Origin of the sequence: Marivita sp., from assembly GCF_051251565.1 — a bacterium.
In the GTDB taxonomy this organism is placed as follows: domain Bacteria; phylum Pseudomonadota; class Alphaproteobacteria; order Rhodobacterales; family Rhodobacteraceae; genus Marivita.
Map to the genome: position 1 here is coordinate 490,862 of NZ_JBPOFB010000001.1, position 25,910 is coordinate 516,771.

The 25,910-nt window shown below is 59.1% G+C and carries 26 protein-coding genes and 1 tRNA gene; 15 read left to right on the forward strand and 12 right to left on the reverse strand.

Going from position 1 to position 25,910, the window contains the following annotated elements; genetic code table 11:
* Positions 1-10: 10 nt before the first annotated feature.
* Together ACSHXH_RS02410 and ACSHXH_RS02415 are read left to right on the forward strand one after the other, a co-directional pair.
* Positions 11-487 carry a hypothetical protein gene (locus ACSHXH_RS02410; RefSeq protein ID WP_435670147.1) on the forward strand — a complete coding sequence of 159 codons (477 nt, stop codon included), beginning with the start codon at positions 11-13 and terminating at the stop codon, positions 485-487.
* A 30-nt stretch (positions 488-517) separates the two neighbouring features.
* Positions 518-1,048, forward strand: coding sequence for a helix-turn-helix transcriptional regulator (locus tag ACSHXH_RS02415; RefSeq protein WP_435670148.1), 531 nt, complete (start codon positions 518-520; stop codon positions 1,046-1,048).
* Between the two features lie 6 nt (positions 1,049-1,054).
* On the opposite strand, the gene ACSHXH_RS02420 is transcribed toward ACSHXH_RS02415, so the two are convergent.
* From ACSHXH_RS02420 to ACSHXH_RS02435, 4 genes are all read right to left on the reverse strand, one after another.
* Positions 1,055-1,438, reverse strand: a complete 384-nt coding sequence (locus ACSHXH_RS02420; protein WP_435670149.1) for a DUF2237 family protein — start codon at positions 1,436-1,438, stop codon at positions 1,055-1,057.
* Positions 1,439-1,588: 150 nt separating this feature from the next.
* The gene (pth, locus tag ACSHXH_RS02425; RefSeq protein ID WP_435670187.1) at positions 1,589-2,287 is read right to left on the reverse strand and encodes an aminoacyl-tRNA hydrolase; all 699 of its coding nucleotides are present in this window, start codon (positions 2,285-2,287) and stop codon (positions 1,589-1,591) included.
* 78 nt (positions 2,288-2,365) lie between these two features.
* Entirely contained in the window at positions 2,366-3,670 is a 1,305-nt protein-coding gene (chrA, locus tag ACSHXH_RS02430) for a chromate efflux transporter (protein ID WP_435670150.1), read from the reverse strand.
* 165 nt (positions 3,671-3,835) lie between these two features.
* Positions 3,836-4,477 (reverse strand): 50S ribosomal protein L25/general stress protein Ctc, encoded by a 642-nt coding sequence (locus ACSHXH_RS02435; protein ID WP_435670151.1) that lies wholly within the window; start codon positions 4,475-4,477, stop codon positions 3,836-3,838.
* A gap of 129 nt (positions 4,478-4,606) precedes the next feature.
* Between ACSHXH_RS02435 and ACSHXH_RS02440 the strand changes: the two genes are divergently transcribed.
* Complete coding sequence (locus ACSHXH_RS02440) at positions 4,607-5,809, forward strand: MFS transporter (protein ID WP_435670152.1); 1,203 nt, start codon at positions 4,607-4,609, stop codon at positions 5,807-5,809.
* A gap of 170 nt (positions 5,810-5,979) precedes the next feature.
* On the opposite strand, the gene ACSHXH_RS02445 is transcribed toward ACSHXH_RS02440, so the two are convergent.
* The gene (locus ACSHXH_RS02445; RefSeq protein ID WP_435670153.1) at positions 5,980-7,146 is read right to left on the reverse strand and encodes an alpha-hydroxy acid oxidase; all 1,167 of its coding nucleotides are present in this window, start codon (positions 7,144-7,146) and stop codon (positions 5,980-5,982) included.
* Between the two features lie 140 nt (positions 7,147-7,286).
* On the opposite strand from ACSHXH_RS02445, the gene ACSHXH_RS02450 reads away from it, so the two are divergent.
* Both ACSHXH_RS02450 and ACSHXH_RS02455 read left to right on the forward strand, forming a co-directional pair.
* Entirely contained in the window at positions 7,287-8,396 is a 1,110-nt protein-coding gene (locus ACSHXH_RS02450) for an Acg family FMN-binding oxidoreductase (RefSeq protein WP_435670154.1), read from the forward strand.
* Positions 8,389-8,850 carry a MarR family winged helix-turn-helix transcriptional regulator gene (locus ACSHXH_RS02455; protein WP_435670155.1) on the forward strand — a complete coding sequence of 154 codons (462 nt, stop codon included), beginning with the start codon at positions 8,389-8,391 and terminating at the stop codon, positions 8,848-8,850. The genes ACSHXH_RS02450 and ACSHXH_RS02455 overlap by 8 nt, the downstream gene beginning before the upstream one ends.
* Positions 8,851-9,000: 150 nt before the next feature.
* Here ACSHXH_RS02455 and trpA read toward each other — a convergent pair whose 3' ends face one another.
* Complete coding sequence (gene trpA / locus ACSHXH_RS02460) at positions 9,001-9,792, reverse strand: tryptophan synthase subunit alpha (protein ID WP_435670156.1); 792 nt, start codon at positions 9,790-9,792, stop codon at positions 9,001-9,003.
* Between the two features lie 154 nt (positions 9,793-9,946).
* On the opposite strand from trpA, the gene ppk2 reads away from it, so the two are divergent.
* The 7 genes from ppk2 (at position 9,947) to ACSHXH_RS02495 (ending at position 16,880) form a co-directional block, all read left to right on the forward strand.
* Entirely contained in the window at positions 9,947-10,909 is a 963-nt protein-coding gene (ppk2, locus tag ACSHXH_RS02465; protein ID WP_435670157.1) for a polyphosphate kinase 2, read from the forward strand.
* A 75-nt stretch (positions 10,910-10,984) separates the two neighbouring features.
* Positions 10,985-11,620 carry a DUF1007 family protein gene (locus tag ACSHXH_RS02470; RefSeq protein WP_435670158.1) on the forward strand — a complete coding sequence of 212 codons (636 nt, stop codon included), beginning with the start codon at positions 10,985-10,987 and terminating at the stop codon, positions 11,618-11,620.
* A complete protein-coding gene (locus ACSHXH_RS02475) occupies positions 11,599-12,531 on the forward strand; it encodes a nickel/cobalt transporter (protein WP_435670159.1) in 933 nt (310 codons plus the stop codon). Before ACSHXH_RS02470 ends, ACSHXH_RS02475 begins: the two co-directional genes overlap by 22 nt.
* A 51-nt stretch (positions 12,532-12,582) precedes the next feature.
* Positions 12,583-13,959: an MATE family efflux transporter gene (locus tag ACSHXH_RS02480; protein ID WP_435670188.1), complete on the forward strand. Its 1,377-nt coding sequence runs from the start codon at positions 12,583-12,585 to the stop codon at positions 13,957-13,959.
* A 250-nt stretch (positions 13,960-14,209) separates the two neighbouring features.
* Positions 14,210-15,307 carry a redox-regulated ATPase YchF gene (gene ychF / locus ACSHXH_RS02485; protein WP_435670160.1) on the forward strand — a complete coding sequence of 366 codons (1,098 nt, stop codon included), beginning with the start codon at positions 14,210-14,212 and terminating at the stop codon, positions 15,305-15,307.
* A 73-nt stretch (positions 15,308-15,380) separates the two neighbouring features.
* A tRNA-Ser gene (locus ACSHXH_RS02490) sits at positions 15,381-15,470 on the forward strand.
* Between the two features lie 141 nt (positions 15,471-15,611).
* A complete protein-coding gene (locus ACSHXH_RS02495) occupies positions 15,612-16,880 on the forward strand; it encodes a DUF6538 domain-containing protein (RefSeq protein ID WP_435670161.1) in 1,269 nt (422 codons plus the stop codon).
* On the opposite strand, the gene ACSHXH_RS02500 is transcribed toward ACSHXH_RS02495, so the two are convergent.
* The 6 genes from ACSHXH_RS02500 to ACSHXH_RS02525 all read right to left on the reverse strand — a co-directional run bounded on the left by ACSHXH_RS02500 (position 16,799) and on the right by ACSHXH_RS02525 (position 23,330).
* Complete coding sequence (locus ACSHXH_RS02500; protein WP_435670162.1) at positions 16,799-17,107, reverse strand: hypothetical protein; 309 nt, start codon at positions 17,105-17,107, stop codon at positions 16,799-16,801. The genes ACSHXH_RS02495 and ACSHXH_RS02500 overlap by 82 nt on opposite strands.
* A 796-nt stretch (positions 17,108-17,903) precedes the next feature.
* A complete protein-coding gene (locus ACSHXH_RS02505) occupies positions 17,904-18,740 on the reverse strand; it encodes a DUF3883 domain-containing protein (protein ID WP_435670163.1) in 837 nt (278 codons plus the stop codon).
* 413 nt (positions 18,741-19,153) lie between these two features.
* Entirely contained in the window at positions 19,154-19,816 is a 663-nt protein-coding gene (locus ACSHXH_RS02510) for a transaldolase family protein (protein ID WP_435670164.1), read from the reverse strand.
* Complete coding sequence (locus ACSHXH_RS02515; protein ID WP_435670165.1) at positions 19,813-20,766, reverse strand: carbohydrate kinase family protein; 954 nt, start codon at positions 20,764-20,766, stop codon at positions 19,813-19,815. The genes ACSHXH_RS02510 and ACSHXH_RS02515 overlap by 4 nt, the downstream gene beginning before the upstream one ends.
* Positions 20,756-22,315: an ABC transporter permease gene (locus ACSHXH_RS02520; protein ID WP_435670166.1), complete on the reverse strand. Its 1,560-nt coding sequence runs from the start codon at positions 22,313-22,315 to the stop codon at positions 20,756-20,758. Before ACSHXH_RS02520 ends, ACSHXH_RS02515 begins: the two co-directional genes overlap by 11 nt.
* Before the next feature lie 79 nt (positions 22,316-22,394).
* On the reverse strand, positions 22,395-23,330 hold the full coding sequence (locus ACSHXH_RS02525) for a sugar ABC transporter substrate-binding protein (protein ID WP_435670167.1): 936 nt from the start codon (positions 23,328-23,330) through the stop codon (positions 22,395-22,397).
* A 177-nt stretch (positions 23,331-23,507) separates the two neighbouring features.
* Here ACSHXH_RS02525 and ACSHXH_RS02530 point away from each other — a divergent pair, with 177 nt between their 5' ends.
* The 3 genes from ACSHXH_RS02530 to ACSHXH_RS02540 form a co-directional block, all read left to right on the forward strand.
* Positions 23,508-24,290 carry an ATP-binding cassette domain-containing protein gene (locus tag ACSHXH_RS02530; RefSeq protein WP_435670168.1) on the forward strand — a complete coding sequence of 261 codons (783 nt, stop codon included), beginning with the start codon at positions 23,508-23,510 and terminating at the stop codon, positions 24,288-24,290.
* On the forward strand, positions 24,290-25,471 hold the full coding sequence (locus tag ACSHXH_RS02535) for an ROK family transcriptional regulator (RefSeq protein WP_435670169.1): 1,182 nt from the start codon (positions 24,290-24,292) through the stop codon (positions 25,469-25,471). The genes ACSHXH_RS02530 and ACSHXH_RS02535 overlap by 1 nt, the downstream gene beginning before the upstream one ends.
* A gap of 39 nt (positions 25,472-25,510) precedes the next feature.
* Positions 25,511-25,910, forward strand: a 400-nt coding sequence (locus ACSHXH_RS02540) for a hypothetical protein (protein ID WP_435670170.1), incomplete at its 3' end; no start/stop codon positions are given.

The window sequence follows — 25,910 nt, forward strand, 5'->3', positions numbered from 1 at the left end:
GAGACTGAGAATGAAACGAAGACAGGTTCTGGCAAGCCTCTTGGCGACAGCCGCTTTTCCAGCGACGGCTTTTGCCCAGACAGCCCAAGATCAATTGATCGACCAGTTAAAACGGCAAGGTTACCATAGGATCACCATTGGCCGCACGCTGCTTGGCCGGACACGGATCGTGGCCACAGGCGGGCGGGGACGTCGTGAAATCATTCTTAACCCATCGACCGGGGCAATCCTGCGCGACTATGTCGATCGCTCGGACAGCGATGACGACGACGACGACCGTCGCGATGACAACCTTAACGACGACCAAGACGATGATCGCGACGACAACCGTGATGATGATCGCGATGATGACCAAGACGACGATCGCGATGACGACCGGGATGATGACCGAGACGACGATCGCGACGATGACAGTGATGACGACAACGATGACGACAGCGGTGGGGATGACGACGACAACAGCGGCGGGGATGACGATGACGATTGATCGGTCACCCCATTCGGCATCGGCTGTCCTGTGAAGGTTTGGGTGATCCTGATCCCGCTCGGGGTGCTGCAGTTCGCCAGCGGTCTGTTCCTGTTGTGGGATATCCTCGGCACTGTCCTTGGTCTTGCGTCGTCACCGATTGCGTGGGTGTATTACGAACTGGCGCAGATTGGTGCCGTGATCGGTCTCATCCTTGGAATGGTGGTCAGCGCAACCCTTATGGTGCGATCGCTTCGCCGCCAACGCGCAGCCGAGCAAAGCCTGCGCCTTGCCTCAGGAGCCTTTATGGACGTACTTGAAGAACGTTTTGCAGATTGGGAACTGACTCCCGCTGAACGGGATGTCGCACTGTTTTCAATCAAGGGATTGAGTACGGCCGACATTGCGGGCTTGCGCAATACCTCTGAAGGCACGGTCAAGGCGCAAACCAACGCAATCTATCGCAAGGCTGGGGTCTCGGGGCGACCGCAATTGCTGAGCCTCTTCATTGACGAACTCATGACCGACCCGATCGGGTTGCCAAAATCCGAACCAGCGCCGCAGATCGAAAAGGCGTCGTGAACGGGGTCAGGCCTCGGACGCGTTGATGTCATACTGCTCAAGCACACGCATCGGAACAATGTCCAACGCACGCTTGTGCGTGGCCGCAAGATTGACCATCGGCGCGCAGCCTTCGTCATGCGCTTGCAGGAAGCGTGACGCGCACAGACACCAGCTGTCACCGGGCTTGAGACCCGGAAACCGGAATTGCGGCACGGGCGTGCTCAGGTCGTTGCCGACATATTTCGAATAAGCGAGGAATTCTGCCGTCATCACCGCGCAGACCGTGTGGCTGCCATTGTCAGCGGCGCAGGTGTTGCACTGCCCGTCGCGGAAAAACCCGGTGACCGGATCGGCAGAACACAGCGCCAACGGTCCGCCCAACACACTGATTGCTTCGTCTGGTTCCATGCGGGCGTCTCCTTGGTGTTTCGTGTTCCACGCTACCTAAGCCGGATCGGGGTGCCAATCCACCCAGCGGCCATGAAAATCGACGCGACCCAGAGTCAGGTGATGATCACCTGCGAAGTTGGGCCTGATCCGTCAAGGCGTTGGACCGGATTATCGAAATCGGTCTACCAGCTTTTGCAACGGGTTGCGGGTGTCTGTGGCAGTTTCCGGCTCTGGTGGTGGCGCAGGTTTCGGCACATCTGCTTTGCCACCCTTCTGGGCTGGAGAGCTAGACGACCGGGGCGGGGCCACACGCAGGGCGACGGCGTTCATGAACTTGCCCGCATCGCCATCGGCCAGCTGCGGTGCCCCGTCCGACAGCCCGCGCAGCAGATCGTCCAGCCACACCTCTTCGGCCTTGGCGAAGTCGTGCAGCACATAGCCCGCAACCTTGTCCTTGTGGCCGGGATGCCCGATGCCAAGGCGGACACGGGCATAGGCCTCACCGATATGGCCGTGGATGGACCGCAAGCCATTGTGCCCCGCGTGTCCGCCCCCCTGCTTGACGCGGCATTTGCCGGGGGCCAGATCCAGCTCATCGTGAAAAACGGTCACATCGCCTGGTTCCAGTTTGTAGAACTGCATCGCCGCCTGCACCGATTGGCCGGAGCGGTTCATGAAAGTGCCCGGTTTGAGCAGCAACACCTTTTCGCCACCCAGACGGCCTTCGGTTATGTCGCCCTGAAACTTGGATTTCCACGGCGCAAACCCATGATCCGATGCAATCTGGTCCATCGCCATGAACCCGATATTGTGCCGGTTCTTCGCATAGGTTCCGCCCGGATTTCCCAGACCCACAAAGAGTTTCATCGCTGCCCGTGCCTCCATGCGCTATGCAGTTGTCCTTCTCTAGGCGAAACGGCGGGTGAGGGCAAAAGCCCTGTTTGGTTATAGCTGTGCCAGCGCCAGCGCCGCCCCGGCAGAGATGGCAAGCACCCAGCCAATCGCCAGATGCGCGCGCAGAAGCAGAACTGCCGACAGTGCGATCAAAACAAGCGCCTGCATGTTGAGCGTTGCAGGATCAGGTAGCCAAAGGCGCAGCACACTGTATCGGGTGTCGGTGACGGTTCCAAAAATCACGTGCAGGGCAAACCACAACGACAGGTTCAGGATCACGCCGACGACTGCCGCTGTGATGGCCCGCAATGCGCCGTTCAAACGAGGCTGTGCGGCAATCCGGTCAAGGTAGGGCGCGCCGACAAAGATCCACAAAAAGCAGGGCGCAAAGGTCACCCAAAGCGTGATCGCGCCGCCTGCAACAGCCAGTGCATACCCGCCTTCGCGGAACGCGGCCAGCATGCCGACAAACTGCGTGACAAGGATCAGCGGTCCCGGTGTGGTTTCCGCCAGTCCAAGCCCGTCCATCATCTCGGTCGGGGTGAGCCAGCCGTACTGAACCACCACGTCTTGCGCCATGTAGGCGAGCACCGCATAGGCCCCACCGAAGGTGACAACCGCGAGTTTGGAAAAGAACAGCCCCAATTCGGTCAGGATGGTGCCGCCGAACACCATCTCCACAAGCAGCACCGGCGCGCCCCAGAGGATCACTCCAACGGTGATGGTCGCAAGGCTGCGGGTCGCCGGTATCGTCGCTTTAACGTCCATGTCCGACGCGCTGTGGTGAACGGTCAAAGCCCCGTAAAGGCCCGCCGCCAGAACGATGATGGGGAAGGGCACGGCAAAGAAAAAGATTGCGGCAAAAGCCAGCCCGGCCAGTGCCCAATGGGCCACACCAGCCAGCGCACGTTTGGAGACTTTTATCAACGCCTCGACCACGATCACCACGGCCACAGCCTGCACGCCCAGAAACAGGGTGCCGACAAGCGGCAGATCGCCATACGTGACATATAGCAACGCCAGCACAAAGATCACCGCCGCACCCGGCAGAACGAAGAGCAAACCCGCGATCAGCCCACCTGCGATGCCCTGCAATCGCCACCCGGAATAGGTGGCCAGCTGCATCGCCTCGGGGCCGGGCAAGAGCATGCAAAAGCTGAGAGCGTCAAGGAATTGCTTTTCGGTCAGCCATTTGCGTTCGTCCACCAGCATCCGGTGCATCAATGCGATCTGCGCCGCAGGGCCGCCAAAGGACAAAAGGCCGATCTTGAGGAACACCACGACCAGATCGCGCAACCCGACATTCATGGCGCAAAGCCGGTGATCACTGTGCTGTCCATCATAGGTGGTCCCCATCGCCCCGGTTCGGAACAGTCCACACCGACACCTGAGGGGCGCATGTAACAAGTGGATGTCAAAATGCTGGTGCCTCTGCGGGTGTTTGCAAAAGATCAGACCACGCGACACAAAAAAAGGCCCCGCCGAATGGCGAGGCCCTGTTTGTGTCGTCCAAGGACGCAATCAGTCGTCGGATTGTGCAGTCGCGGGAACCTCTGCCGGTTCTTCATCGTCTGCTTCGCCTGCCGAGCGCAGACCCGACGGAGCCGAGATGTTGGCGATCACGAAGTCACGGTCGATCGTCGGCTTGGTGCCAGCGGGCAGCGTGATGTCGGAAATCGTCACGGTGTCGCCGATGTTCAGACCGGTCAGGTCAACTGTCAACTTTTCGGGGATGTCGCCAGCGGTCACAACCAGTTCGACTTCGGGACGGACAGCCGTCAGAACGCCGCCCTTCTTGAGGCCGGGCGCATCCGCTTCGTTGATGAACTCAACTGGGATGAACAGGTTGATCTTGGTGGTGCGGCGCAGGCGCATCAGGTCCACGTGTGTCGGAAGGTCTTTGACCACATCGCGCTGAACGTCGCGGCAGATCACGCGGACGTCTTCGTGTCCCTCGATCTTGAGGTTGAAAAGGGTCGATTTGAAACGGCCCTTTTTGAGACGCGCCAGCAGGACGTTGAAGGGCAGGTTGATCGCAACCGGCTCTTTGTCGCCACCAAACACAACACCGGGAACGAGGCCGTCGCGACGTGCCTGACGAGCGGCGCCCTTGCCTGTCCCCGTCCGTTCCAAAGCTACGAGATCAGGAATCTCTCCAGCCATGATAATTCTCCAAATTGTAAGGGCAGGGTGCCTCCAAGGCTGTCACCCCGCGTGAAGCCCGCGCGATAGACCGGATTGCCCCGGCTGACAAGGTATTTCGCGCTGATAATCGCCCAAAACCTGCCATTTGTGGACTGGACCCGCCCCCGCGCCCATGGCACTCCGCGTGACATGAACATGATGCGCGATCTTTATATAAGCCGCGGTCCGGCGGCCGGGTTCGCATCGGTGGGCGTTTTCTGGGGCACCTTTGCGGCGCTTGTGCCGGTGCTCAAGCCGCAGGTGGGCCTGTCGGATGGCCAGTTCGGCCTGGCGCTGTTGATCACCGCCGTGGGCGCGGTGCTGGCGATGTGGCTGGCGCCTTTGGCCGAACGGCTATTGGGCGCGCGGGCGTTGGCGGTGCTCACAGCGGCAATGGCACTGGCCACGTTCCTGCCAGGACACACGAATACGGGCGTGACTTTTACGCTGGCGATGCTGTGCGTGACGATGGCCTCGGGCACGCTGGACGTGTCGATGAACGCACGGGTCAGTGCGCTGGAAGCGCGCGAAGGGCGCAGCCTGATGAACCTCAACCATGCGGTGTTTTCCGTGGCCTATGCGATCTGCGCGCTGGCCACGGGGCTGGCGCGCGAGGCGGGATTTGGCCCCGATGTGATCCTGACCGGGGCTGGCGCTTTGATCTGCCTTTTGGTGTTTCAGACCGCAGCTGCCCCGGTCCCTGACGCCGACCCCGAAACGGACGGGGTTGAGGTGGCCCCGTTGCCGTGGACGCTGTTGGTGCCCGGTGGTCTGATCATTCTTGTGGCGTTCATGTCCGAACAGGCGACCGAAGGCTGGTCGGCACTGCATCTTGAGCGCAATCTGGGTGCAGGGGCGGCGCAAGGCGCGCTTGGTCCGGCGCTGTTGGGGATCACGATGGCAGTGGGGCGTTTGGCGGGGCAGGTGGTGGCCAACCGGGTGTCGGAACGTCGGGTGATCAGGTGGGCTTCGGTCACCGCCGGGATTGGCGCGTGCATCGCGGCCATGGCACCGACATTGGCGGTGGCCTATCTGGGGTTCTCGATCCTTGGGCTTGGCGTGTCTGTCATGGCCCCGATGGCCTATGCGTGGATCGGCCGGATGGTGCCCAACCGCCACCGCAGCCACGCGATCTCGCGCATTTCGGTGGTGGGCTATGCCGGGTTCTTCATCGGGCCGCCGCTGATGGGGTTCTTGTCCGAAGGCTTCGGACTGGCAACGTCGTTTCTGGTGATCGGTGTTCTTTTGTTCTGTGTGACGCTGTTTCTGCTGCCGATTTTGACGCGGTTTGCAAATTTGCGAACTGGGTAGCCGCATTTTTGCAAACTGTTCATCTTCTCCCCGCGCCGAGGCTCTTTTGACCAATCAGCTCCTCGGGTCGAGCCCTAGGATGACGGGTACTTACCAAGAAGATCCTTGGGGCGAGCCGCAGGATGGCGGCTGTTGAGAGTCATAGACCTGACGGTGGCCGGCGGCGTGGTTCACGCGTCCCAGTCGCCGGAAAACCCCTTGGGCACCATCAGGATATCGCGGTCCAGCTTGGTGACATCGGTGCGCCCGCACAGGCCCATCGACATATCAAGCTCCTTGCGGATCACGTTAAGTGCGTCGGTCACACCCTGTTGGCCGTTGGCCCCCAGCCCGTAGACATAGGCGCGGCCGATATAGGTGCCCTTGGCCCCCATCGCCATCGCCTTGAGCACGTCCTGACCAGACCGGATGCCGCTGTCGAGATGCACTTCGATCTTGTCGCCCACCGCATCGAGGATCGGCTCTAGTGCGCGGATTGAACTGAGCGCACCGTCCAATTGCCGTCCGCCATGGTTTGAAACGACGATGGCATCGGCCCCGACATTCAGTGCTTCCAGCGCGTCGCGCGGATCCATGATTCCCTTGATGATGAGCGGGCCGTCCCACATCTTGCGAAACTGCCGGATGCGATCCCAGTTGAGCGACTGATCAAACGCCTGCGCGGTCCAACTGCTAAGCGAGGATGGATCGCCGACACCTTTGGCATGGCCGACGATATTGCCAAAAAACCGCCGTTTGGTCTGCAACATGCCCAGTCCCCATTGCACCTTGGTCATCATGTTGGCGACCGAGGCGGGCGTCAGTTTGGGCGGGGCGCTGAGGCCGTTCTTCACGTCCTTGTGCCGCTGCCCCAGCAGTTGCAAATCAACCGTGATGATCGCCGCCGAACATTTGGCATCCTTGGCGCGATCGAACAGACGTTGCATGAAATCGTCGTCTTTGAGCGTATAGACCTGCATCCAGAACGGCTTGGAGGTGTTCTCGGCCACGTCTTCGATCGAACAGATCGACATGGTGGACAGCGAATAGGGCACGCCGAATTTTTCGGCTGCCTTGGCGGCTTTGATCTCACCGTCGAAATGCTGCATCCCCGTGAGCCCGACCGGGGCAAGCGCCACGGGCATCGAGACGTCCTGCCCGATCATCTTGCCGGCGGTGGTCCGGCCTTCCATGTCGATGGCGACGCGCTGTTTCAGGTAAATCCTGTCAAAGTCCGACGAGTTTTCTCGGAAGGTTTGTTCAGTCCAGCTTCCTGATTCCGTGTAGTCGTAGAACATCTTCGGCACCCGGCGTTTGTAGATGCGTTTGAGGTCTTCGATTTCGGTGATCACAGGCATGGCACGGTCCTTTGGGTCGAATTGGTTAGATTTTTTTACCAGTGAGTTTCGATTTCCGCAACGCGTCATTTTCGCTATTCGGGGCTTGATTAGTTCGGTGTCGTATTAAATAGTGCGATATCGAACCAATGGAGATTCGCATGACCCTTTCCCGACGCAAGACGCTTGGCATTCTGGGCGGTGGCACAGTTGTTGCCGCGACCCTTGGGTGGACTGCTTTCGCCACAACCCGCACGCCGACGGTCGCGCTTGCGCCGTGGGACAAGGCGGGCAGCTATGACGACATGCGGCTGCGCGCTCTGTCTTACGCGCTGCTGGCACCAAACCCGCACAACCGTCAGCCGTGGGAGGCCGAACTGATCGGCGAAGCAACCCTGGCCATCTGGCGCGATCCGGTGCGCAACCTGCCGGTCACCGATCCGTTTGCCCGGCAGCTGACCATCGGCATGGGGTGTTTCCTCGACCTGATGCGCATGGCGGCGGCGCAGGAAGGGATCGGCATCGAGCAGACGCTGTTTCCCGAGGGTGAGACTGGTCCTGTGGCCGTCTGCCGGTTTGTACCGGGGGACGCGAAGCCGGACCCACTTTTCGCCCATGTGATGGCGCGACGCTCGCATATCGGACTGTTCGATCCGCAACAGGTTGGCGCGGATGCGCAGACCGTTCTGACACCCTATGCGCAGGTGTTTGCGAACTCGGCTGAGGCCGATGCGCTGCGGGACCTGGCGAGTGAGGCCTGGCTGATCGAGGCGTCGACTGCTGACGCCTGGCAGGAAAGCGTGGATCTGCTGCGCATCGGCAAGACGGAGATCAATGCGCAGCCTGATGGCATTGACGTGGGCGGACCACAGATGGAACTTCTGGCGATGGCAGGATTGTTTTCGCGTGAGGCTGCGTCTGATCCGAACGATCCGGGCACCATCAGCGCGGTTGAAGACACAAGAGCCGCCATTGCCTCGAGCCCCGGTTTTGTTGTGCAAACCAGCGCCGGCAACACCCGCCACGACCAGATCGCGGCAGGGGCATCGTGGTTGCGTCTCAATCTTGCCGCGACAGGAGCGGGGCTGGCGGTCAGGCCGGTGTCGCAGGCGTTGCAGGAATATCCCGAAATGTCGGAGGTTTACGCGGCCATTCACTCAGTCTACGCACCGGACGGAGGAACGGTTCAAATGCTTGGGCTTCTGGGCTACGCTTCACGCACGGCCCGCACTCCGCGGTGGCCGATTGAAGCCCGGATGAGGAATGTCTGACCAACCAGCAACGCCTGATATCAACGGGCTCTACTTTCGGCTCTTCAATGAGATCGGCATCATCAGCCAGCTGAGCCGCGCCATGTTCGAGGCACGGATGCCGGATGGGTTGGTGCTGCCGCACTTTACCGTGATCAACCATCTGATCCGGGTGCAGGACGGGCAGACACCGCTGGCTTTGGCGCGCGCGTTTCAGGTGCCCAAGACGTCGATGACCCACACTCTGGCTGGGCTGGAAAAGCGCAGCTTTGTCGAGATGCGCGCGAACCCCGAGGATGCGCGCAGCAAGCAGGTCTGGCTGACAGCAAAGGGACGGCAGTTCCGCGACGAAGCGGTTGCGGGACTAGCCCCTGAAATGGCAGCGGTGACGGCGATGCTTTCCCCGGATGACGCCCGCCTGCTGGTCGAAAAACTGGAAGTCCTGCGCAGCAAACTGGACGCCGCGCGTGGTTAGCCTCAGACGAAGCTGACCGACGGACTGATCAAGAGCTGTGTGTCCAAGCGTTGACCCAATAAGGCCGCGTGTCGGTCAGGGGTGGCACCAGCGTCTTGCCATGAAACGCTGCATAGAGCGCTTCCGCAGCCAAGATATCAGAACTGAAACTCAGGCACGATGTGCCCCATCCGCCAGCGATTTCACAAACGCCAGCACCTCAGTCACCGGTTTGCCTGCGGCCGTTTCCGCCACGATGGCGGAGCCAACAACACAGCCATCGGCCACGCTGGCGATCGCCTGCGCGGCATCGGGGGTTCTGATGCCAAAGCCCACGATCACCGGCAGGTCTGTCTGCGATTTGATCCGCGCCACTTCGGGGGCCACGTCAGTCGCCTCGGCGGCGGCGGCACCTGTGATGCCGGTGATCGACACGTAATACACAAATCCAGATGTGTTCTGGAGCACCTTGGGCAAGCGTTTCTCATCGGTGGTGGGCGTGGCGAGACGGATAAAGTTCAGACCTGCCGCCTGCGCTGGGATGCACAGCTCGTCATCTTCTTCGGGGGGGAGATCGACGATGATCAGACCGTCAATTCCCGCGTCCTTGGCTTGGGTCAGGAACAGGTCCACGCCGCGCGAATAGATCGGGTTGTAATAGCCCATCATCACGATGGGGGTCGTGTTGTCGTCTTCGCGGAACCGGCGGACCAGTTCCAAGGTGCGGTCCAGTGTCATGCCCGCCTCAAGCGCGCGCTGGCCAGCCAACTGGATGGTGCTGCCATCGGCCATTGGATCGGTGAAGGGCAGACCCAGTTCGATAATGTCGACACCCGCACCGGGCAGACCCTTGACCAGTTCCAGCGAGGTATCGAAATCGGGATCACCTGCCATAACATACGACACAAAGGCCTTTTTGCCTGCGCTGCGCAGGTCTGCGAATTTGGCGTCGATACGGGTCATGGCGGTCTCCAATGCGTGGTTGGACCCGATTGCCGGAGTTGACCGGGAAAATCAATGGGGCAGGGGGCGGTGTTTTTGATGCGTGTCAAAGAGACCTTTTTTCAAAGCCACTACGGTTTGCGGACTCGCACCTTTTCACCAGCCGGAGGCCTGCATGACCGAATCCCCCATCACAACGCGCGATATCATGTCAGACGCGCCCCTCGAAACGCAGCCGGGGTCGCCTGCGAAACCCGCGAAGGCTGGCACGAACAAGGCCGTGACGGCAGATGACGTGCGGCGCGCTTTTGAAAGCGGCAAGTACCCTTATCGCACCCGCCTGTCGCGCCGGGCCTATGAGGCGGAAAAGGCGGCGCTTCAGGCGGAATTGCTGAAGGTGCAGTTGTGGGCGCAGGACACAGGCCAGAAATTCGTGATGATCTTTGAGGGCCGCGACGCGGCAGGCAAGGGCGGCACGATCAAACGCTTTACCGAACACCTGAACCCCCGAACCGCGCGGGTTGTGGCGCTGAACAAGCCCACCGATGTGGAGCGCGGACAGTGGTATTACCAGCGCTATATCGAACATCTGCCCACCGCAGGCGAAATCGTGCTGTATGACCGGTCGTGGTACAACCGTGCCGGTGTGGAGCGGGTGATGGGCTTCTGTGAGCCGGGCGAATACCTTGAATTCATGCGTCAAACGCCGGATTTTGAACGGATGCTCACGCGGTCGGGCATCCGGCTGTATAAATACTGGTTCTCGGTTACCCAGGATGAACAGAAGCGCCGTTTTGCCAGCCGCGAGACGGATCCGCTCAAACAATGGAAGCTGTCCCCGATTGACAAGGCGAGCCTTGATAAATGGGCTGACTACACCGAGGCAAAAGAGGCGATGTTCTTCTACACCGATACCGCCGATGCGCCATGGGCGATTGTCAAATCGAACGACAAAAAGCGTGCGCGCCTGAATTGCATGCGGCATTTCCTGTCGACGCTTGACTATCCCGGCAAGGATCATTCCATCGCCACCGCACCCGATCCGTTGATCGTGGGTGGGGCTGGGCACGTCATCCAGCGGTCGGATCACATTCTGGGCACATCGCTGCACCCGGACACGCGTAAAGCTAAAAGTTAGTCTATGCGCAATTCCCTGCCACCGCCGGTTGGTTGATCTTGCGTTAGCGGCCCGCGCAGCCTACCTCGGTCAGGTATGAAAAATGCTGGTTTCGCCCTTGCACTTGCCATGGTTGCCGCGCCTTTGGGCGCGCATCCGCATATTTTTGTCGAAACAGCCCTTCGGTTTGAAGTGAACGATCAGGCCCAGATCACCGGGGTGACGGTGACATGGACCTATGACGATTTTTTCACGCTTCTGATTTTCGAGGATATGGGCCTTGATCCTGATGGCGATGCGGAATTGACGCAAGCCGAGCTGGATCAGCTTTTCGGATTTGACCTTGTCGAATGGCCAGAAGGGTTCGAGGGTGATCTGTACGTCTTTTCCAATGGCGAAAAGATCGAGATGCCCTATCCCCGCCCCATCGGCATTGCCGTTGAGGACGGGTTCATCACCGCGACCCATTTTCGTGACATCCCGGCGGTGCCAATCGAAGGAATCGAGATCCTTCAGTACGATCCAACCTACTATGTCGCTTATGACGTCTCGCAAGGGGTTACGCTGACCGATCCTGCCTGCATCGCCGCTGTGACCGATCCAAACGAGGAAGAGGCGTTTGCCGCCGTTGAGGAAGAAGCGGGCACTTTGGAAAACGTCTTCGATGAGATGCTCATCGGCGTTCATTTCTCTGACACGATCACATTCTCATGCGCACAGCCCTCCAACTAGCGGCAGGTGCTGTCGTTGCGCTGGCGGTCTGGCTTTGGGGCTTTGACGGCGCGCAGATGCTTGAACGCTGGGCTGCCGAGGGTCAGCGGGCGGCACAAAGCGGCATGGCACGCGGATTGCGGGCATTGCGCGCGGAAGAGCCGGGCGCGATGCTTGCGCTGATGGCGGTGTGTTTCGGGTATGGCTTTTTCCACGCGGTGGGGCCGGGGCACGGCAAAATTCTGATTGCAGGTTACGGCGTGGCGCAGCGGGTGGCGCTTCTGCGCCTGTCGCTGCTGGCGGTGCTGTCCAGCCTGGCACAGGCGGCAACCGCGATCATCGTGGTTTATACGGGCGTCTGGTTCCTGGGTCTTGGCCGTCAGACAATGGTGGACGCTGCGGAAGACCTGTTCGCGCCGGTCAGCTATGGCGCGATTCTGATCATCGGGGCGTGGCTTGCCCTGCGTGGCGCGCGGCGCCTGTGGAAAGAGCGCGCGGTGCATCAGCATCACGGCCAGGGGCATGATCACAGCCACGACCACCACCACGACACCGAGGATGGCGCGTGTGCATCCTGCGGCCACACCCATGCGCCGACACCGGAACAGGCGGGCAAGGTTCGGTCCTTGCGTGATGCGCTGGTGTTGATCGGGGCCATTGCCATCCGTCCCTGCACGGGCGCGTTGTTCCTGCTGATCCTCGCCGTGAACATGGATATCGACCGCGCGGGCATCCTTGGCACGCTGGCGATGGGCCTTGGCACGGCAAGCGTTACCGTTGCCGCCGCGATCGGGTCTGTTACCTTTCGGGAAGGGGCCTTGGCGCGATTTGCGGGCGGGCCACACACCGCGCGCATTGCCGGGGTGATCGAAACTGCGGCCGGGTTGGTGATCGCAGTCCTGGCTGCGCAATTCCTGATCCGCGCGCTTTGATCGACAAAGCGCTTGCCGGAACGTCAAAGCGGGTCTAACGGAAGACCCATGCTGTCCTCTGCCATGTCATATCCGGCCCATATCAGGGCCCTTCTTGTGTTGGGGCTGCCGCTTGTCGGTGGACATATGGCGCAAATGGCGATTGGCCTGACCGACACGATCATGGTCGGCTGGTACGGGGCCGAGGCGCTGGCGACAGTCACGCTGGCACATACGCTGTTTTTCACGGTGTTCTTCATCGGCACGGGCTTTGCCTGGGCGGTCTTGCCCATGGTCGCCAAGTTCGCCGCCGAAGGGGATGACGTGAAGGTCCGCCGATCAACCCGGATGGGGTTGTGGTTGTCTGGGCTTTTCAGTTTGCTGATCTTTCCGTTTTTCTGGTGGTCCGGTGCGGTCCTTCTGGCCTTGGGACAAGACCCCGATATCGCAGCGGGCGCGCAGATCTACCTGCGGATCGTCGCCATCGGAATGTTGCCCGGCCTGGTGACGATGACGCTCAAGAGCTATTTGGCCGCGTTGGAGAAAACCCAAGTGGTGTTCTGGGTCACAGCCGTTGCAGTGCCGTTCAACGCGGTTGGAAACTATGCCCTGATCTTTGGCAATTTTGGCTTTCCCGAGATGGGCTTGCAAGGGGCCGCGATTGCGTCTCTCAGCACGCATGTTTTCTCGGCATTGGTCGTTGTCGGGTACATCTTTGTCTGGGTTCCCGAACATTCCCTCTTTCAGCGGTTTTGGAAATCCGACTGGCAGATGTTTGCAGAGGTGTTTCGTCTGGGCTGGCCCATTGGCCTGACGACTTTGTCGGAAAGCATGCTGTTTGCGCTGTCGGCGATCATGATGGGCTGGTTGGGAACCATCCCGTTGGCGGCGCATGGCATCGCAATCCAACTGGCCTCAATGACGTTTATGTTGCATCTCGGCCTGTCGAACGCCGCTACGGTGCGGGCAGGCAATGCGTTTGGCCGCAAGGACTGGCCGCATATGGCGCGGGGCGGAGTTGTTGCCTTGGCCATCTCGGGTCTTTTGGCCTTGATGACGGTCGCGGTCTTTGTCGGGTATCCCGAGGCGCTGATTTCGATGTTCCTTGACCCGGATGATCCGGCACGGGCCGACATTATCGTGACGGGTGTGATCCTGTTGATCATGGCCGCGCTGTTTCAACTGGTGGACGGGACGCAAGTTGTTGCGCTGGGCCTGTTGCGCGGAGTGCAGGACACGAAGGTTCCGATGATCCTTGCGGCGGTGTCCTATTTTGGCGTGGGCATGCCTGCGGCATATATTCTTGGGTTCACACTTGGTTTTGAAGGTGCGGGTATATGGGCGGGATTGGTGATGGGGCTGGCGGTGGCGGCAGTTCTGTTGAACCATCGGTTCTGGTTTAAGACAGTACCGGGGCTAAGCCGGATGCCAGCCCCGGCGACAGTCTGACTTATACCTAGCTTGTCGTGCCCAGCCCTGTGCAAAAATGATCGGCGATCCTGTGAGTGGTGCGCGAGTGTCTGCGGGACAAGCCGCGCGGCCTTGACAGGGATGGGTAAATTTCAGCGTAGCGGAGGGGTATGGCAGCATCCTTTGAATCGCCGCGACAGCCCATCCGTCCCGAATGGCGAGGTGCCTTGCGAAGGGGGGGCAGAGCGCATAGAAGCAGCGCGAATTTGCAGTCGCAGGAGGCGGGATCATGGGCTTTAAAGTGGGTATCGTGGGCTTGCCCAATGTCGGGAAATCGACGCTGTTCAACGCGCTGACCAAGACGGCTGCGGCACAGGCGGCGAACTTTCCGTTTTGCACGATTGAACCCAACGTGGGCGATGTGGCGGTACCTGATGCGCGGCTTGATGCGCTCGCTGCGATTGCCAAGTCCAAACAGATCATTCCGACGCGCATCACCTTTGTGGATATTGCCGGTCTGGTCAAAGGCGCGTCGAAGGGCGAAGGCCTTGGCAATCAATTCCTTGCCAACATCCGCGAGGTCGACGCGATTGCGCATGTGCTGCGCTGCTTTGAGGATGGCGATGTGGTGCATGTGGACGGCCGGGTTGATCCAGTGGCCGATGCTGAAACCATCGAGACAGAGCTGATGCTGGCCGATATCGAAAGCCTGGAAAAGCGGCTTCAGAACATCGTGCGCAAGGTGCGCGGCGGTGACAAGGAAGCGGTGCAGCAGGAACGCTTGATGCGCGCCGCATTGGCCGCATTGGAAGAAGGTCGTCCCGCACGTACCGTTCCGGTCGATGCCGACGACGCCAAGGCGTGGGAGATGCTGCAATTGCTGACAACAAAGCCCGTTCTGTACGTCTGCAACGTGTCCGAGGCGGACGCCGCAGACGGCAACGCGATGTCCAACGCCGTCGGCGAGATGGCCGCGTCACAGGGCAACAGCCACGTGGTGATTTCCGCTCAGATCGAAGAAGAGATCAGCCAGTTGGACGATGACGAGGCCAAGGAGTTCCTATCCGAAATGGGGCTTGAGGAACCTGGTCTCGACCGGGTGATCCGCGCGGGCTATGCGTTGCTCCAGTTGGAAACCTATTTCACCGTCGGCCCCAAAGAAGCCCGCGCCTGGACCATCCCCCACGGGACCGCCGCGCCGCAAGCGGCGGGCGTGATCCACGGGGATTTTGAAAAAGGCTTCATCCGCGCCGAAACCATCGCCTTTGACGATTACATCGCTTTGGGCGGTGAAACCCCGTGCAAAGAGGCCGGAAAGATGCGCGCCGAAGGCAAAACCTATGTCGTCAAAGACGGCGACGTGCTGCATTTCTTGTTCAACACGTAAGGCGCGAAAAAACTTGCCCTGTAGGTGGTTTCCACCCTTGTCCCCGCCTGCACAGGTCACTAAACGGGTCGGCGGAGATGTGGCCGAGTGGTCGAAGGCGCTCCCCTGCTAAGGGAGTAGGCGGGAAACCGTCTCGAGGGTTCGAATCCCTTCGTCTCCGCCATTTTCCTCAAAATCGCTATCCGCCAAAATACTGATAGTAGGGCGGAATTCGGCATTTTCGTGCCGATGGCGGTGTTTGGTCCGCTTGATTTGCTGCACATTCTGCTACACAATTTGCTGCACAAATGGGGGTTTCTCCGCCATGAGCATCGCCAAACGAGGCCGTCTCTACCACCTCCGCCGCCGTGTACCGCGCCGGTATCGGGGCATCGAGCCGCGCGAAACCGTCTGGATCAGCCTGCACACCGATTCCGAGACCGTGGCCCGCAGCAAGGCAGATCGCGCGTGGAGCCAGATGGTCGATGCCTGGGAGGCGCGCCTGGCCGGGAACAGTGTGGATGCGGACGCGCGCTACGAAGCCGCGCGCGACCTCGCCCGGGCGCGAGGCTTTCGGTATCTGGACGCGGGTGCAGTGGCCAAGCTGCCTGTTGAGGACGTTGTCGAACGCATCGAGGCCATTCCGACGCCAGCGAACCAGCCCGATGCTATCGAGGCCGCCGCTCTTCTCGGCACCGTCGCCGAACCCCGGATCACGGTCTCCAAGGCGCTGGAACTTTACTGGACGCTTGCCAAGGAGAAGACCCTCGGCAAGAGCGAGGACCAACTTCGCCGCTGGGAAGCGCCGCGCAAGAAGGCGGTGAAGAACTTCGTCGCGGTCGTCGGCGACAAGGAGATCGCCAACATCACCCGCGACGACATGCTCGACTTCCGCCAGCATTGGCTCGACCGGATCGAGGCGGGTGAGGTCACCGCGAACTCGGCCAACAAGGACCTCATCCACCTCGGCGATGTGTTGAAGACCGTCAACACCATGAAGCGGTTGGGTCTGTCCCTGCCGCTTGGTGAGTTGTCCTTCAAGGAGGGCGAAAAGCAGACCCGCCCGCCGTTCAGTGAGGACTGGATCAGGATGCGGCTGCTCGCGCCCGGCGCGCTCGACGGGTTGAATGGTCAGGCGCGCGCGTTGCTGCTGGGGATGATCAACACGGGCTACCGGCCCTCCGAAGGCGCAGCGCTCACGGCGGACACGATCCGGCTGGACTGCGACGTTCCCCATATCTCCATCGAACCGGAGGGACGGCAGTTGAAGAGCCACTACGCCCGACGGGTGATCCCGCTGGCGGGCGTCTCGCTGGAGGCCTTCATGCAGTTTCCCGACGGCTTCCCCCGCTACCGCAACCGGGCTACGCTCAGCGCGGTCGTCAACAAGTTCCTCCGCGCCAACGGCCTGCTCGAGACCCCGCGCCACTCGATGTATTCCCTGCGCCATGCCTTCGAGGACCGCATGCTCGCCGCCGGGATCGACGACCGGATCAGGCGTGACCTGTTCGGTCACCGGCTCGACCGGGAACGGTACGGCAAGGGCGCGTCGCTTGAACATGTCGCCGAACTCGTCGCCCGCATCGCCTTCTGAGCCAGCAGCGCCCGCGCCCGACGCTGCGCCTCCGACAGCCGCTTCTCTTTCTTCACGGCCGTGGCCAACTCCGCTTCCAGCCGCTCGAAGACCGGCGCGAAGGACGGGTCATTCGCAACCAGCGTGGCCACCTTCACCAGCGCCGCCTCGATCCGCGCAGCATCGACCGGCTGGGCCGGTTCGGTGTGTGTTGCTGATGGGCGTGACGGTGCCATGTCGAGCAGCATGAGGCGGCGCGTGCGTCTTGTGCAGAGCAAGCGACCGCGCCGCGCAAAACGGCCTGTCACAGCGTGCAAATCGGACGGCGAGCCTCCCAAACGCGCGGCTCAAATCGAAGCACCGAAGTCGGCATCTTGGCGGTCGCGCCCGGCCCCCGACTCATGCATCTGGGAGCGTCGCCCGAGACTGCATGTTTGGGACTTTGAACGCGCGCCAAGAGCTGGTTTCGGAGGGCTGCGGAAGACAACAGGAAGAAGGGTAAGATAAAAGCGCCTGCCACGAATGCCGCAAGTCACTGACGTGACTAGCGTTTTCGCGTGCATGCAAATCGGTCGTGTGCAGGTTTCCTGCAATTTCGCAGTTTTTTCAGACCGCTGGTATGCACACTGCGGAAACCTGCTCTTTGCAGCCACTCCGTAGACGAGGCGACGAGTCCTAGCATCGAGAGTTGGTATCTTGCGCCCAACAATGGGAGCGCAAGATAAAAGAGGTGCGGCAACACGTGCCTAGGTGTCTGATGTTGATGAAGAAATTGCACGGCAACCCTCCAACCCTTGCCGCTCAAAGGCACCTAAATATCTGATTTGGCGTTGAATTTGACGCCGCAAAAAACGCCCATCGGGAATGTGCCGCTGAATTATTCCCGCAAAGTCAGTGCGTTAGCTGTGTTGCCGCCGCATCACGTAAAGGGGTGCGGCTGAATAAAGCCAGTGACAACAACCAGTTGCCTGCCAAATGCAGCAACCCTTTTATCTCGCGCTCCATTGATGCGCTGTCTCCGTGGCCGGGTCTTGTCGACACAATTCAGTGAAAGCTTGCTTGAAAGCTGGTCGCCGTGAGCGATACATGCGCATCAAGCGGCGGGCGCAACTCGAAGGCCTTGGGCGTTCGTGCGAAGTTCCAGAGGCGAAACAAGCACCATTCCTCGCGCCGTTCATCTGCCACTGCAAGCTCATTGCGCGAGATATGGAACGGCGTGCGTTCCCACCCATTTGTGGTTTTGACCTCGATCAGGCGCTGCCGCCCGTCTGCATCGAAACCGGCAATATCGTAGCCTGCGCCATCCCCGTCTTCTTCCGAAACCCAGCGGATTTGCTGCGCAAGATCCTCTCGCCCCACTGCCGTCAGAGCGTCACGCTCGTACTTCAAGACGCGCTCTTCCCCGGCCTTGCCAAGGGCGCGGTTTCGTTCATCCCGCGCGGCCACGTCGAACTTTCGGGCGATGTGGAGCATCTGCTCAAGCTCGTCCGGCGGCGGTTGGTTGGTCAAGGTCGGTGCAGGCCCGACCCAGAGTTGCGCCGCCTCGGCCAAGCCTTCCATCGGCCGGGAAGAAAGGGAACGATGCGCCCAGTCTGGGTTCATCGCCAACCAGCGAGCGACGGCGTCGATCAAACTGTCCTGGAAGTTGAACGCCGGTTTGTACCCGGTGATCCAGACTTCACCGAGCCCCTTGAGCACAGCGCTGATGTTCTGATGTTTGAACTCAACCGACCCTTCCGAACGGTTGTTGAGGTGCGGCAGAAGCTGCCGCCGATGCTCCGCTTTGTTGTAGGGACGGCCTGTCACATCGTCAGCCAACATCGCGAAATAGTCCGCGACGATCAGGTCATTCTCTGCATCTGTCCACGCTTGGCTCGACATTGCGCCAAGCTAGGGCAAGGTCTGTCTGATGTCACGAAGACACAGGATGCAGACTTTCACTGCGGTAGGCTCCAAGGTCGGCTGTGCGGGACAAACCCGACATTGGTGTTTTGCTATGTTGCTGCCGCAGCATTTACTCGCATGTGCGGCTGGTTCCATGCTGCGATGCAGCCCTAGTCGCGGAAGCCGCCATCCACTGATACCGGTGTCAGTGGATTCCAGACCGACCCTTCGCCGCATCGTGCATGAATTAGCAGAGGGTAGGACAAATCCTACCTTGGGTTTTTGATCTTTGCTCGTTTTTCATTTCAACGGGGAATTGCTGGAAAAAGCGCGCTACTTCGCGCTCCAACAACGTGAGCCGTGAGCGAACATAGCAAAGAGAATACACTTCGAGCATGGACGCACATGTCCTAGCTCTTTGCGACCGCCTTTTCGAAGTCGTCGAATGCGACAATAGATTTGTCTGATGTCATCAAGTCCATTGCGACTGCCGGCGCAATTGTGAAGTGGTCGTGCCCTTGAAGCGCCAACGTCACCATCTGTTCTGCCGATCTGAGGGAGGCAATAAGGACTTTGCAATCAGACATGTCGCCTTTGTTCATCGCCGCCATCGCTGCCAAGTTCGCTTCGCCGTCAATGCCAGCTTCCATCATGCGACCAAAGTAGGGGGCGATGAAATCCGCGCCTAGCGCTTTGGCAACAACCATCTGTTTCGCATCATAGCAGGCCGTCATCAAAATGCGGCCACCCAATGCCTTGATGCGCGGCGTGGCGCGAATTGCGCCTTCGACCAACGGGATTTTGACAACCGTTTCTATCCCGATGTTCTTTCCGACGCCATAGAGGTTGGCGGCCCAATCAACGTAACTCTCCGTGGGTCCATAGACCTGTGCGTGAAGCTCCTTTGCACCCAGATCCTTCGCGCGTGCTGCCATATCGGCCCAATCAATCGTCGGATAATCCAGACCTGCACGCACGGCCAGCAATGGATTGGTTGTAATGCCGTGAAACATGCCCGTAGGTATAAGGTCGGCCCACGCTGCCCTGTCAGCTGTATCTAGGTATAGCTTCATATTGTACCCCTAACTAACGCGACCTCAATAGCCTTTGTCGTGGGCGGGGCACACCCTTCTTTTGTGCAATTCAGGCAAGCTGCAAAAAGAGCGCGGCGCATAATTCGGTTTAACGCGGCAGCATCTAGGTCTGAAGCATTGGAACCGGCCAATTGGGCAAGCAACGTCGCCATAAATGTGTCTCCTGCGCCGATGGTGTCGACAAGCCCGCGCAGGGTCGGGTTCTCATTGGAACAATGCAGGGAACGGGTCCAACATTCGGCCCCATCTGGCCCCTTGGTCAAGGCAACAAGGCGCGCTTGGGTTTGTGTCAGAAGCGTTGTCATCGCGGTGTCTTGGTCAACGTCCGGATAAATCCAGGCAAGGTCTTCATCACTGAGTTTGACAATTTTCGCAGAGGCGAGAAGTCGGACAAAACGCAAGCGATATGCGGACGGATCTGCAATGAGAGACGGCCGAACATTTGGATCCAGCGATGTCGATAAGCCGCGCTTTGCCGCTGCGTGAAAAACGGCTTCCCAAGCGTCTGCATCGTGGCCACCTGCAAAGGCTAAGGAGCCTGCGTGAAAATGTGCTGCCGCGTCGGGTATGGCGGCGGTGATACTGTCTTGCGTGACCTGTCGCTCTGCCGTTTCTTCTCGGTGCAAGGTGTAGCTCGGCACGCCCTCTTTTAGCGTCACAATAGCTTGGGTGGTTGGCGCTGAAACGCGCGCTCCCGTTGCTGAAACGCCTTCTTTGTGCAGATGCGTTGCTAAGCGTTCCCCAAAATCATCTGTCGAGATCGGCGTCACGAAGTGTGCAGTCTGCCCTTGTCGGGCAAGGGCAACTGAAACGTTGTAGGGTGAACCACCAAGATTGTCTGTTTTCCGGCTCGCCCCATCCGCAGACACAGTTAAAACCGTGTCGATCAGGTTTTCACCCCCTACAGCTATTATCGCTTTAGGCGGCATTAACGTCCAGTGTCCGTGCTTTTGCAAACAGCGCGTGCACAAAGGCACTGCCCAACAATGCCACAGCACCCAAGACCAGAAATGGTGCCGTAATCTGGTAGCCCAGCATGGACACGGGGATGATCATCGCAAGGAAAACACCGCCCAGGACGAAACTGGTCATCCGCGATGTGCGAAGCACGAACAGACAGGCGGCGATCAGGAGTGCGAGCAGCAACAGCACTGCAACAAGATTTGACGATGCGGCCGTCTGGAATTGGGATATCTCATCCGGCGACAGCAAACGCGCGTTTTGACCTGCGGCGAGTTTGTTACCCGCTTCTTTCAAGGCAACAGCGGCGTTGTTCTCTAACAAAGCGACCTTGGCCCCCAGATAGATAGACGCGGGCGTCATCAGCGAAAGGAACGCCATAACTGCAGCAATTGCCCCCAGAAGCTTGCGCACGCTTTCGGGATTTTTGGACTGACGCACGATATCCAAACCGACGGCAACAAGAATGATAAGTCCAGTCACAACCATCTGCCAAAAGGTATCAAGCTGGGCCAAGGTCAGACCGTTGTTGATGAGCTTCAGCAAGATGACACCCATGAATGTGCCCCAAAGCGACCCGCGCCCCCCAAACAATGAGGTACCCCCAATGACAACGGCGGCGATGGCGTCGAGCTCCCACATTTGTCCGTAATCGGATTTTGCGTAGGGTGCACGCCCCAGAAACAGCAGTGCGCCAAGGGCGGCAGAGAACGAACAGAACATGTAGGTCAGCAAGGTATAGCGCGGCGTGTTGATGCCTGCTTGGCGCGCGCCCGGTTCGTTAGAGCCAATCGCATAGACCCAGCGACCATAGCGCGTGTTTGCAATGATGATCGTCAAGACAATGAAGAACCCAACAAAGATGAGCATGGACATTTGGAACGTCCGAAAGAAATTGATCCAGTTGTCATCGACGAAGGCACCAAATCTCTCCCAAAAACCTGTTAACTCTCCTTCTTTATAAGCCGCGCGCAAGCCTGAAAAAGGATTGTAGCGGCCAAAATAATCGAAAGTCTCCGGCAATTTTGGCGACGCCTGAGCGCCCGTCGATAGGTGCCCCGTACCCCGCCAGATCGACAGCCCCGCAAGGGTCACAATAAAGGCCGGGATCCCAAAGTAGGCGACAAGCGATCCGTTGAACGCCCCAATTGCGAGGCCGATGCCTAAACCCGTCATGATGGCAAGGTATGGTGGAAAGCCCCAAAAGCTTGCGACATAGCCCGTTAGGGCAGCGGTCATGCCCATCACAGAGCCAACGGATAAGTCGATGCCAGCGGTGATAATCACGAGGGTCATGCCACCTGCCACAATCCCGATCGCCGCCGAATTGTTGAGGATCGTCATCAGGTTTGATGGATGAAAGAAGGGCCGTCCCGTCGTTGCCAGCTCAATCGCGATTCCGAGGATCAGGATTGCCAGAAACGCACCTGACCACTCGGCCTTGAAGAACTTGACCAGCGCCAAAACGATGCGGTCCGCGAATGTCTTTTGGGCGTGCTGCCGTGAAACGTCAGTCATCTTGTCTTCCATCAAAGTGTTGAGAATGTCGTGTGCAAGGGCGCATCCTACGGGTGCGCCCTTGTGTTAGATCAGCCGATTACTCGATGCCGACCATCTTTTTGTAAACACCGGAGGTTGAGGGTGTCACCAGGAAGAAGCCTGTGTCGATGCGCGGGGATACATCTTCGCCACGCGCCGCAGCGGCTGCTGCTTTGATCCCTTGGTAGCCCATCTGGTACAGCATTTGTGCGGTATCCACGTGGACCCAACCTTCGTCCATTGCAGCAATCGCGTCGCCTGCCCCGTCAAAGCCAACCAGCTTCACGTCGCCCGCGCTAAAGCCCAGATTTTCAAGTGCGGCTTTCGCACCCATCGTGCCACCGTCCCAAGCATTGGCGACCATCACGATGTCCTGACGGCTGTTCAGGATCGCTTCGACGCCTTCCTGCGCTTCCTGGCTGTTCCACTCTGTGGGGACCAGCAGAACCTCGGAATTCGGGCGCGCTGCCGCAAAGGCTTCCATGAAGCCGTTCTTGCGTTCCTGACCTGTGGACTGTGCCTGGTTGCCGGTGACATAGATGATCGCCTGGCCGTCTTCGATCTGTGTTGCTGCGACAGCACCTTGCACTTTGGCAACGGCATAGTTGTCGGTTGCAACGAATGATGTCACCGCAGCACCGTCGACGCCTGTATCGATGGCAATTACAGGGATGCCTGCGCCCATTGCGTCGTTTACCGCAGGCGCGATGCCCGCGCTGTCAACCGGAGCAACTGCGATTGCTTTGGCGCCTTGGGCAACGAGATTTTCAAAAACCTCAAGCTGGCTGGACAGATCACCCTGAAAGGCGGGGCCAACGGACACAAGGTTAACACCTTCTTCGGAGGCGGCATCAGCGGCACCTTGGTTGATCATCATCCAACCCGCGTTTGTCGCGGACTTGGTAATGTAGCCAATAACATCCTGCGCGCTTGCAGCAGTACCAGCCAAAAGCGCGGCAACGGCCACACCTGCGAATTTAAGATTTAGTTTCACGATTGGTTCCTCCCAGAGATCAGCCCGACCTTTTCGGCTTGCGGCTTCGTGTCGGCCTAGAAGGGAACAGAAACATCGCCCTGTCAATACTTAATTCTAGTTGATTTAATTATTGACAGTTGCGCGGCCTTGGTGATTGTCTGGGCACGAACAACAGGCAGCTTTGGGAGAGGCACGATGGCTGAAGAGCGCAAAGTTATACTGGAAACACGAGGTCTAACAAAGCATTACGGTGGTGTTCAGGCGCTCAACGACGCTGATTTCAAGATGTACGCTGACGAACATATCGCGATTGTCGGGGACAACGGCGCTGGCAAATCAACCTTTGTGCGCAACATAACGGGCGTCGAGCAACGCACCGCAGGGGATGTTTTTGTCGACGGTGTGCCTGTAAATTTCAAAGCGCCCAACGATGCCCGCGCCCATGGAATCGAAACCGTTTACCAAAACCTTGCGCTGGCGGATCATCTCGACGTGCCTGCCAATATCTTTCTTGGCCGCGAAGAGGTCTACTTCGAACTTGGCCCACTGTCGTGGCTCAAGAAAAAGGCGATGGTCAAACGCGCGGACGAACTGCTTGACGAGACGGGCATAAAAATTCCCGACACCAAGCAATCTGTCGCGGGTATGTCCGGCGGTCAGCGCCAATGCGTCGCCATCAGCCGTGCTGCGGGGTGGGGGTCAAAACTGATCATTATGGATGAGCCAACAGCAGCACTGGGCATCCAAGAAACCACGCGTGTTGAAAACATCATCCGAGGGCTGAAAGAGCGGGGCGTACCCGTCATCATCGTGTCTCACAATCTGCGGCAGGTCTTTAACCTTGTTGACCGGATCGTGGTCTTTCGTCAGGGGCGGATTGCCGGAGTGCTGGACGCAAAAACAGCAAGCGGCAATGAGGTTGTCGCGATGATCACGGGTGTGGATCAAGACGTCCACGAAAATGCGAGCTACATTTGATGCCCAAAGATGCCGAGAGTGCGCGCCCCCCTTCCAGAAAGACGCTGATAAGGCCGGCAAACGACCGCCTGTTTTTGGACTTGATCAGGACCAATGGCCAAATGAGCAAAGCAGAGCTCACCCGCGCCTCAGGGCTCAGCGCGCAATCGGCAACGGTGATTGTAAACCGCCTTGTTGGCGAGGGGTTCCTTAAGGCCGGAGATGCGGTGAAGGGCAAAGTTGGCCAACCCTCGACCCCTTACTCCCTTGATCCCGACGGGGCGTATTCTATCGGTGTCAAAGTGGGGCGGCGGTCACTTGAAGTTGCCAGCATGTCTTTCGACTACCAGATCATCGAGCGTATCGTGCGCCGCTATGACTTTCCCCATTTAACGACCATCCGAAACGATATCTTGAACTGTATCGCAGAGATATTTGCGTCCATGACCGATGCAAAGCGCGCAAAAGTCGTGGGCATCGGTATCGCCCTGCCTGATGACCTGAGCGCGTGGGAGACGACTGTCGGTGCCCCCAAAGGGGCCATGGAGGACTGGAAGGATGCCGACCTTGCGGCCGAGCTCACTGCAAAGTTCGAGCTGCCCGTCAGCAGGCTGAATGACGCGTCCGCCGCCTGTCTGGCCGAGATTGCTTTGGGCAATTCTGAAAACCACAGTAGTTTCGTCTATTTCTATGTTGGCACATTTATCGGGGGAGGTGTTTCTCTTGCGGGCCAGCTTTATGGGGGGCAGCATGACCGGGCGGGCGCCATGGCATCTTTGCCAACCGCAGCTGTGTCACTAGGGGTCGCTCCCCAGCTTTTGGAAGGCGCTTCGCTTCACTATTTGGAAGAAGCCGCGCGTGATTCTGGCATCGCTGAAGAGTGTTTTTATCAATCCGCACCGCTTGACCAGTCCTCAATGGCAATCTTTGAAAACTGGGTTGAAACTGCCGCGTCGCAAATTGCCTTTGCCGTTGTTTCTGCACAGGCCTTCTTGGATCCTGACGCAATCATTGTGGATAGTAGCTTAACCCCTGAACTGACATCGGTCCTGATCGCGGCCATTCGCAAGGCGACCCAATCCAAGTATGACAACCGCGGATTGGATATTATCAATATCGTCTCTGGATCAATCGGCATAGCAGCACGCGCCATTGGAAGTGGGATCGTGCCGTTCCAGGCCGAGTTTGCATTGGATGGGTGATAAGGGCGTCAAGGTCTTGCCACACTGCTACGGTGAGAGTTGAAAATCACGACTGCAAACGAAGCAAAGAGCCAGTTCCCAAGAATGACCGTTACGTCTTGCGATCTTTGGCTTCGAGGTATGATCCCTCGCAGCGGCCTGCAAAAAAACCACGATTTGGTCCTTGAACGTTGCGTTCTCGCTGCGGTCCGCATGAATGACCGTGCTTTCGGCTGCACAACTGGACCAGATATCTTGCTCACGCGGCATTTCTTACGCTGCATGCGCGTGCAGTACGAAGTGACAATGGCGGTGTTGGGCTCTGTGCCGCCGAACGATTATCGTTTCTGTAGGGCCGCTTCTGGATGGCGAACGGCACAAGTCGCCCGCCACCTTGGTTTAGATGTCGATCCGTTCAGCGATACTCAACGCATCTTCAAGTTCCACGCCCAAGTAACGC

Coding starts and splice junctions, on each gene's coding strand:
- ACSHXH_RS02420 (WP_435670149.1), bottom strand. CDS start 1,438: ATGGAACCAGACGAAGCAATCAGTGTGTTGGGCGGACCGTTGGCGCTG.
- ACSHXH_RS02505 (WP_435670163.1), bottom strand. CDS start 18,740: ATGTCGAGCCAAGCGTGGACAGATGCAGAGAATGACCTGATCGTCGCG.
- ACSHXH_RS02445 (WP_435670153.1), bottom strand. CDS start 7,146: ATGCCTGTGATCACCGAAATCGAAGACCTCAAACGCATCTACAAACGC.
- ACSHXH_RS02520 (WP_435670166.1), bottom strand. CDS start 22,315: ATGACTGACGTTTCACGGCAGCACGCCCAAAAGACATTCGCGGACCGC.
- ACSHXH_RS02410 (WP_435670147.1), top strand. CDS start 11: ATGAAACGAAGACAGGTTCTGGCAAGCCTCTTGGCGACAGCCGCTTTT.
- chrA (WP_435670150.1), bottom strand. CDS start 3,670: ATGGGGACCACCTATGATGGACAGCACAGTGATCACCGGCTTTGCGCC.
- ACSHXH_RS02530 (WP_435670168.1), top strand. CDS start 23,508: ATGGCTGAAGAGCGCAAAGTTATACTGGAAACACGAGGTCTAACAAAG.
- ppk2 (WP_435670157.1), top strand. CDS start 9,947: ATGACCGAATCCCCCATCACAACGCGCGATATCATGTCAGACGCGCCC.
- ychF (WP_435670160.1), top strand. CDS start 14,210: ATGGGCTTTAAAGTGGGTATCGTGGGCTTGCCCAATGTCGGGAAATCG.
- ACSHXH_RS02515 (WP_435670165.1), bottom strand. CDS start 20,766: ATGCCGCCTAAAGCGATAATAGCTGTAGGGGGTGAAAACCTGATCGAC.
- ACSHXH_RS02495 (WP_435670161.1), top strand. CDS start 15,612: ATGAGCATCGCCAAACGAGGCCGTCTCTACCACCTCCGCCGCCGTGTA.
- ACSHXH_RS02510 (WP_435670164.1), bottom strand. CDS start 19,816: ATGAAGCTATACCTAGATACAGCTGACAGGGCAGCGTGGGCCGACCTT.
- ACSHXH_RS02500 (WP_435670162.1), bottom strand. CDS start 17,107: ATGCTGCTCGACATGGCACCGTCACGCCCATCAGCAACACACACCGAA.
- ACSHXH_RS02455 (WP_435670155.1), top strand. CDS start 8,389: ATGTCTGACCAACCAGCAACGCCTGATATCAACGGGCTCTACTTTCGG.
- ACSHXH_RS02435 (WP_435670151.1), bottom strand. CDS start 4,477: ATGGCTGGAGAGATTCCTGATCTCGTAGCTTTGGAACGGACGGGGACA.
- pth (WP_435670187.1), bottom strand. CDS start 2,287: ATGAAACTCTTTGTGGGTCTGGGAAATCCGGGCGGAACCTATGCGAAG.
- trpA (WP_435670156.1), bottom strand. CDS start 9,792: ATGACCCGTATCGACGCCAAATTCGCAGACCTGCGCAGCGCAGGCAAA.
- ACSHXH_RS02475 (WP_435670159.1), top strand. CDS start 11,599: ATGCGCACAGCCCTCCAACTAGCGGCAGGTGCTGTCGTTGCGCTGGCG.
- ACSHXH_RS02470 (WP_435670158.1), top strand. CDS start 10,985: ATGAAAAATGCTGGTTTCGCCCTTGCACTTGCCATGGTTGCCGCGCCT.
- ACSHXH_RS02535 (WP_435670169.1), top strand. CDS start 24,290: ATGCCCAAAGATGCCGAGAGTGCGCGCCCCCCTTCCAGAAAGACGCTG.
- ACSHXH_RS02450 (WP_435670154.1), top strand. CDS start 7,287: ATGACCCTTTCCCGACGCAAGACGCTTGGCATTCTGGGCGGTGGCACA.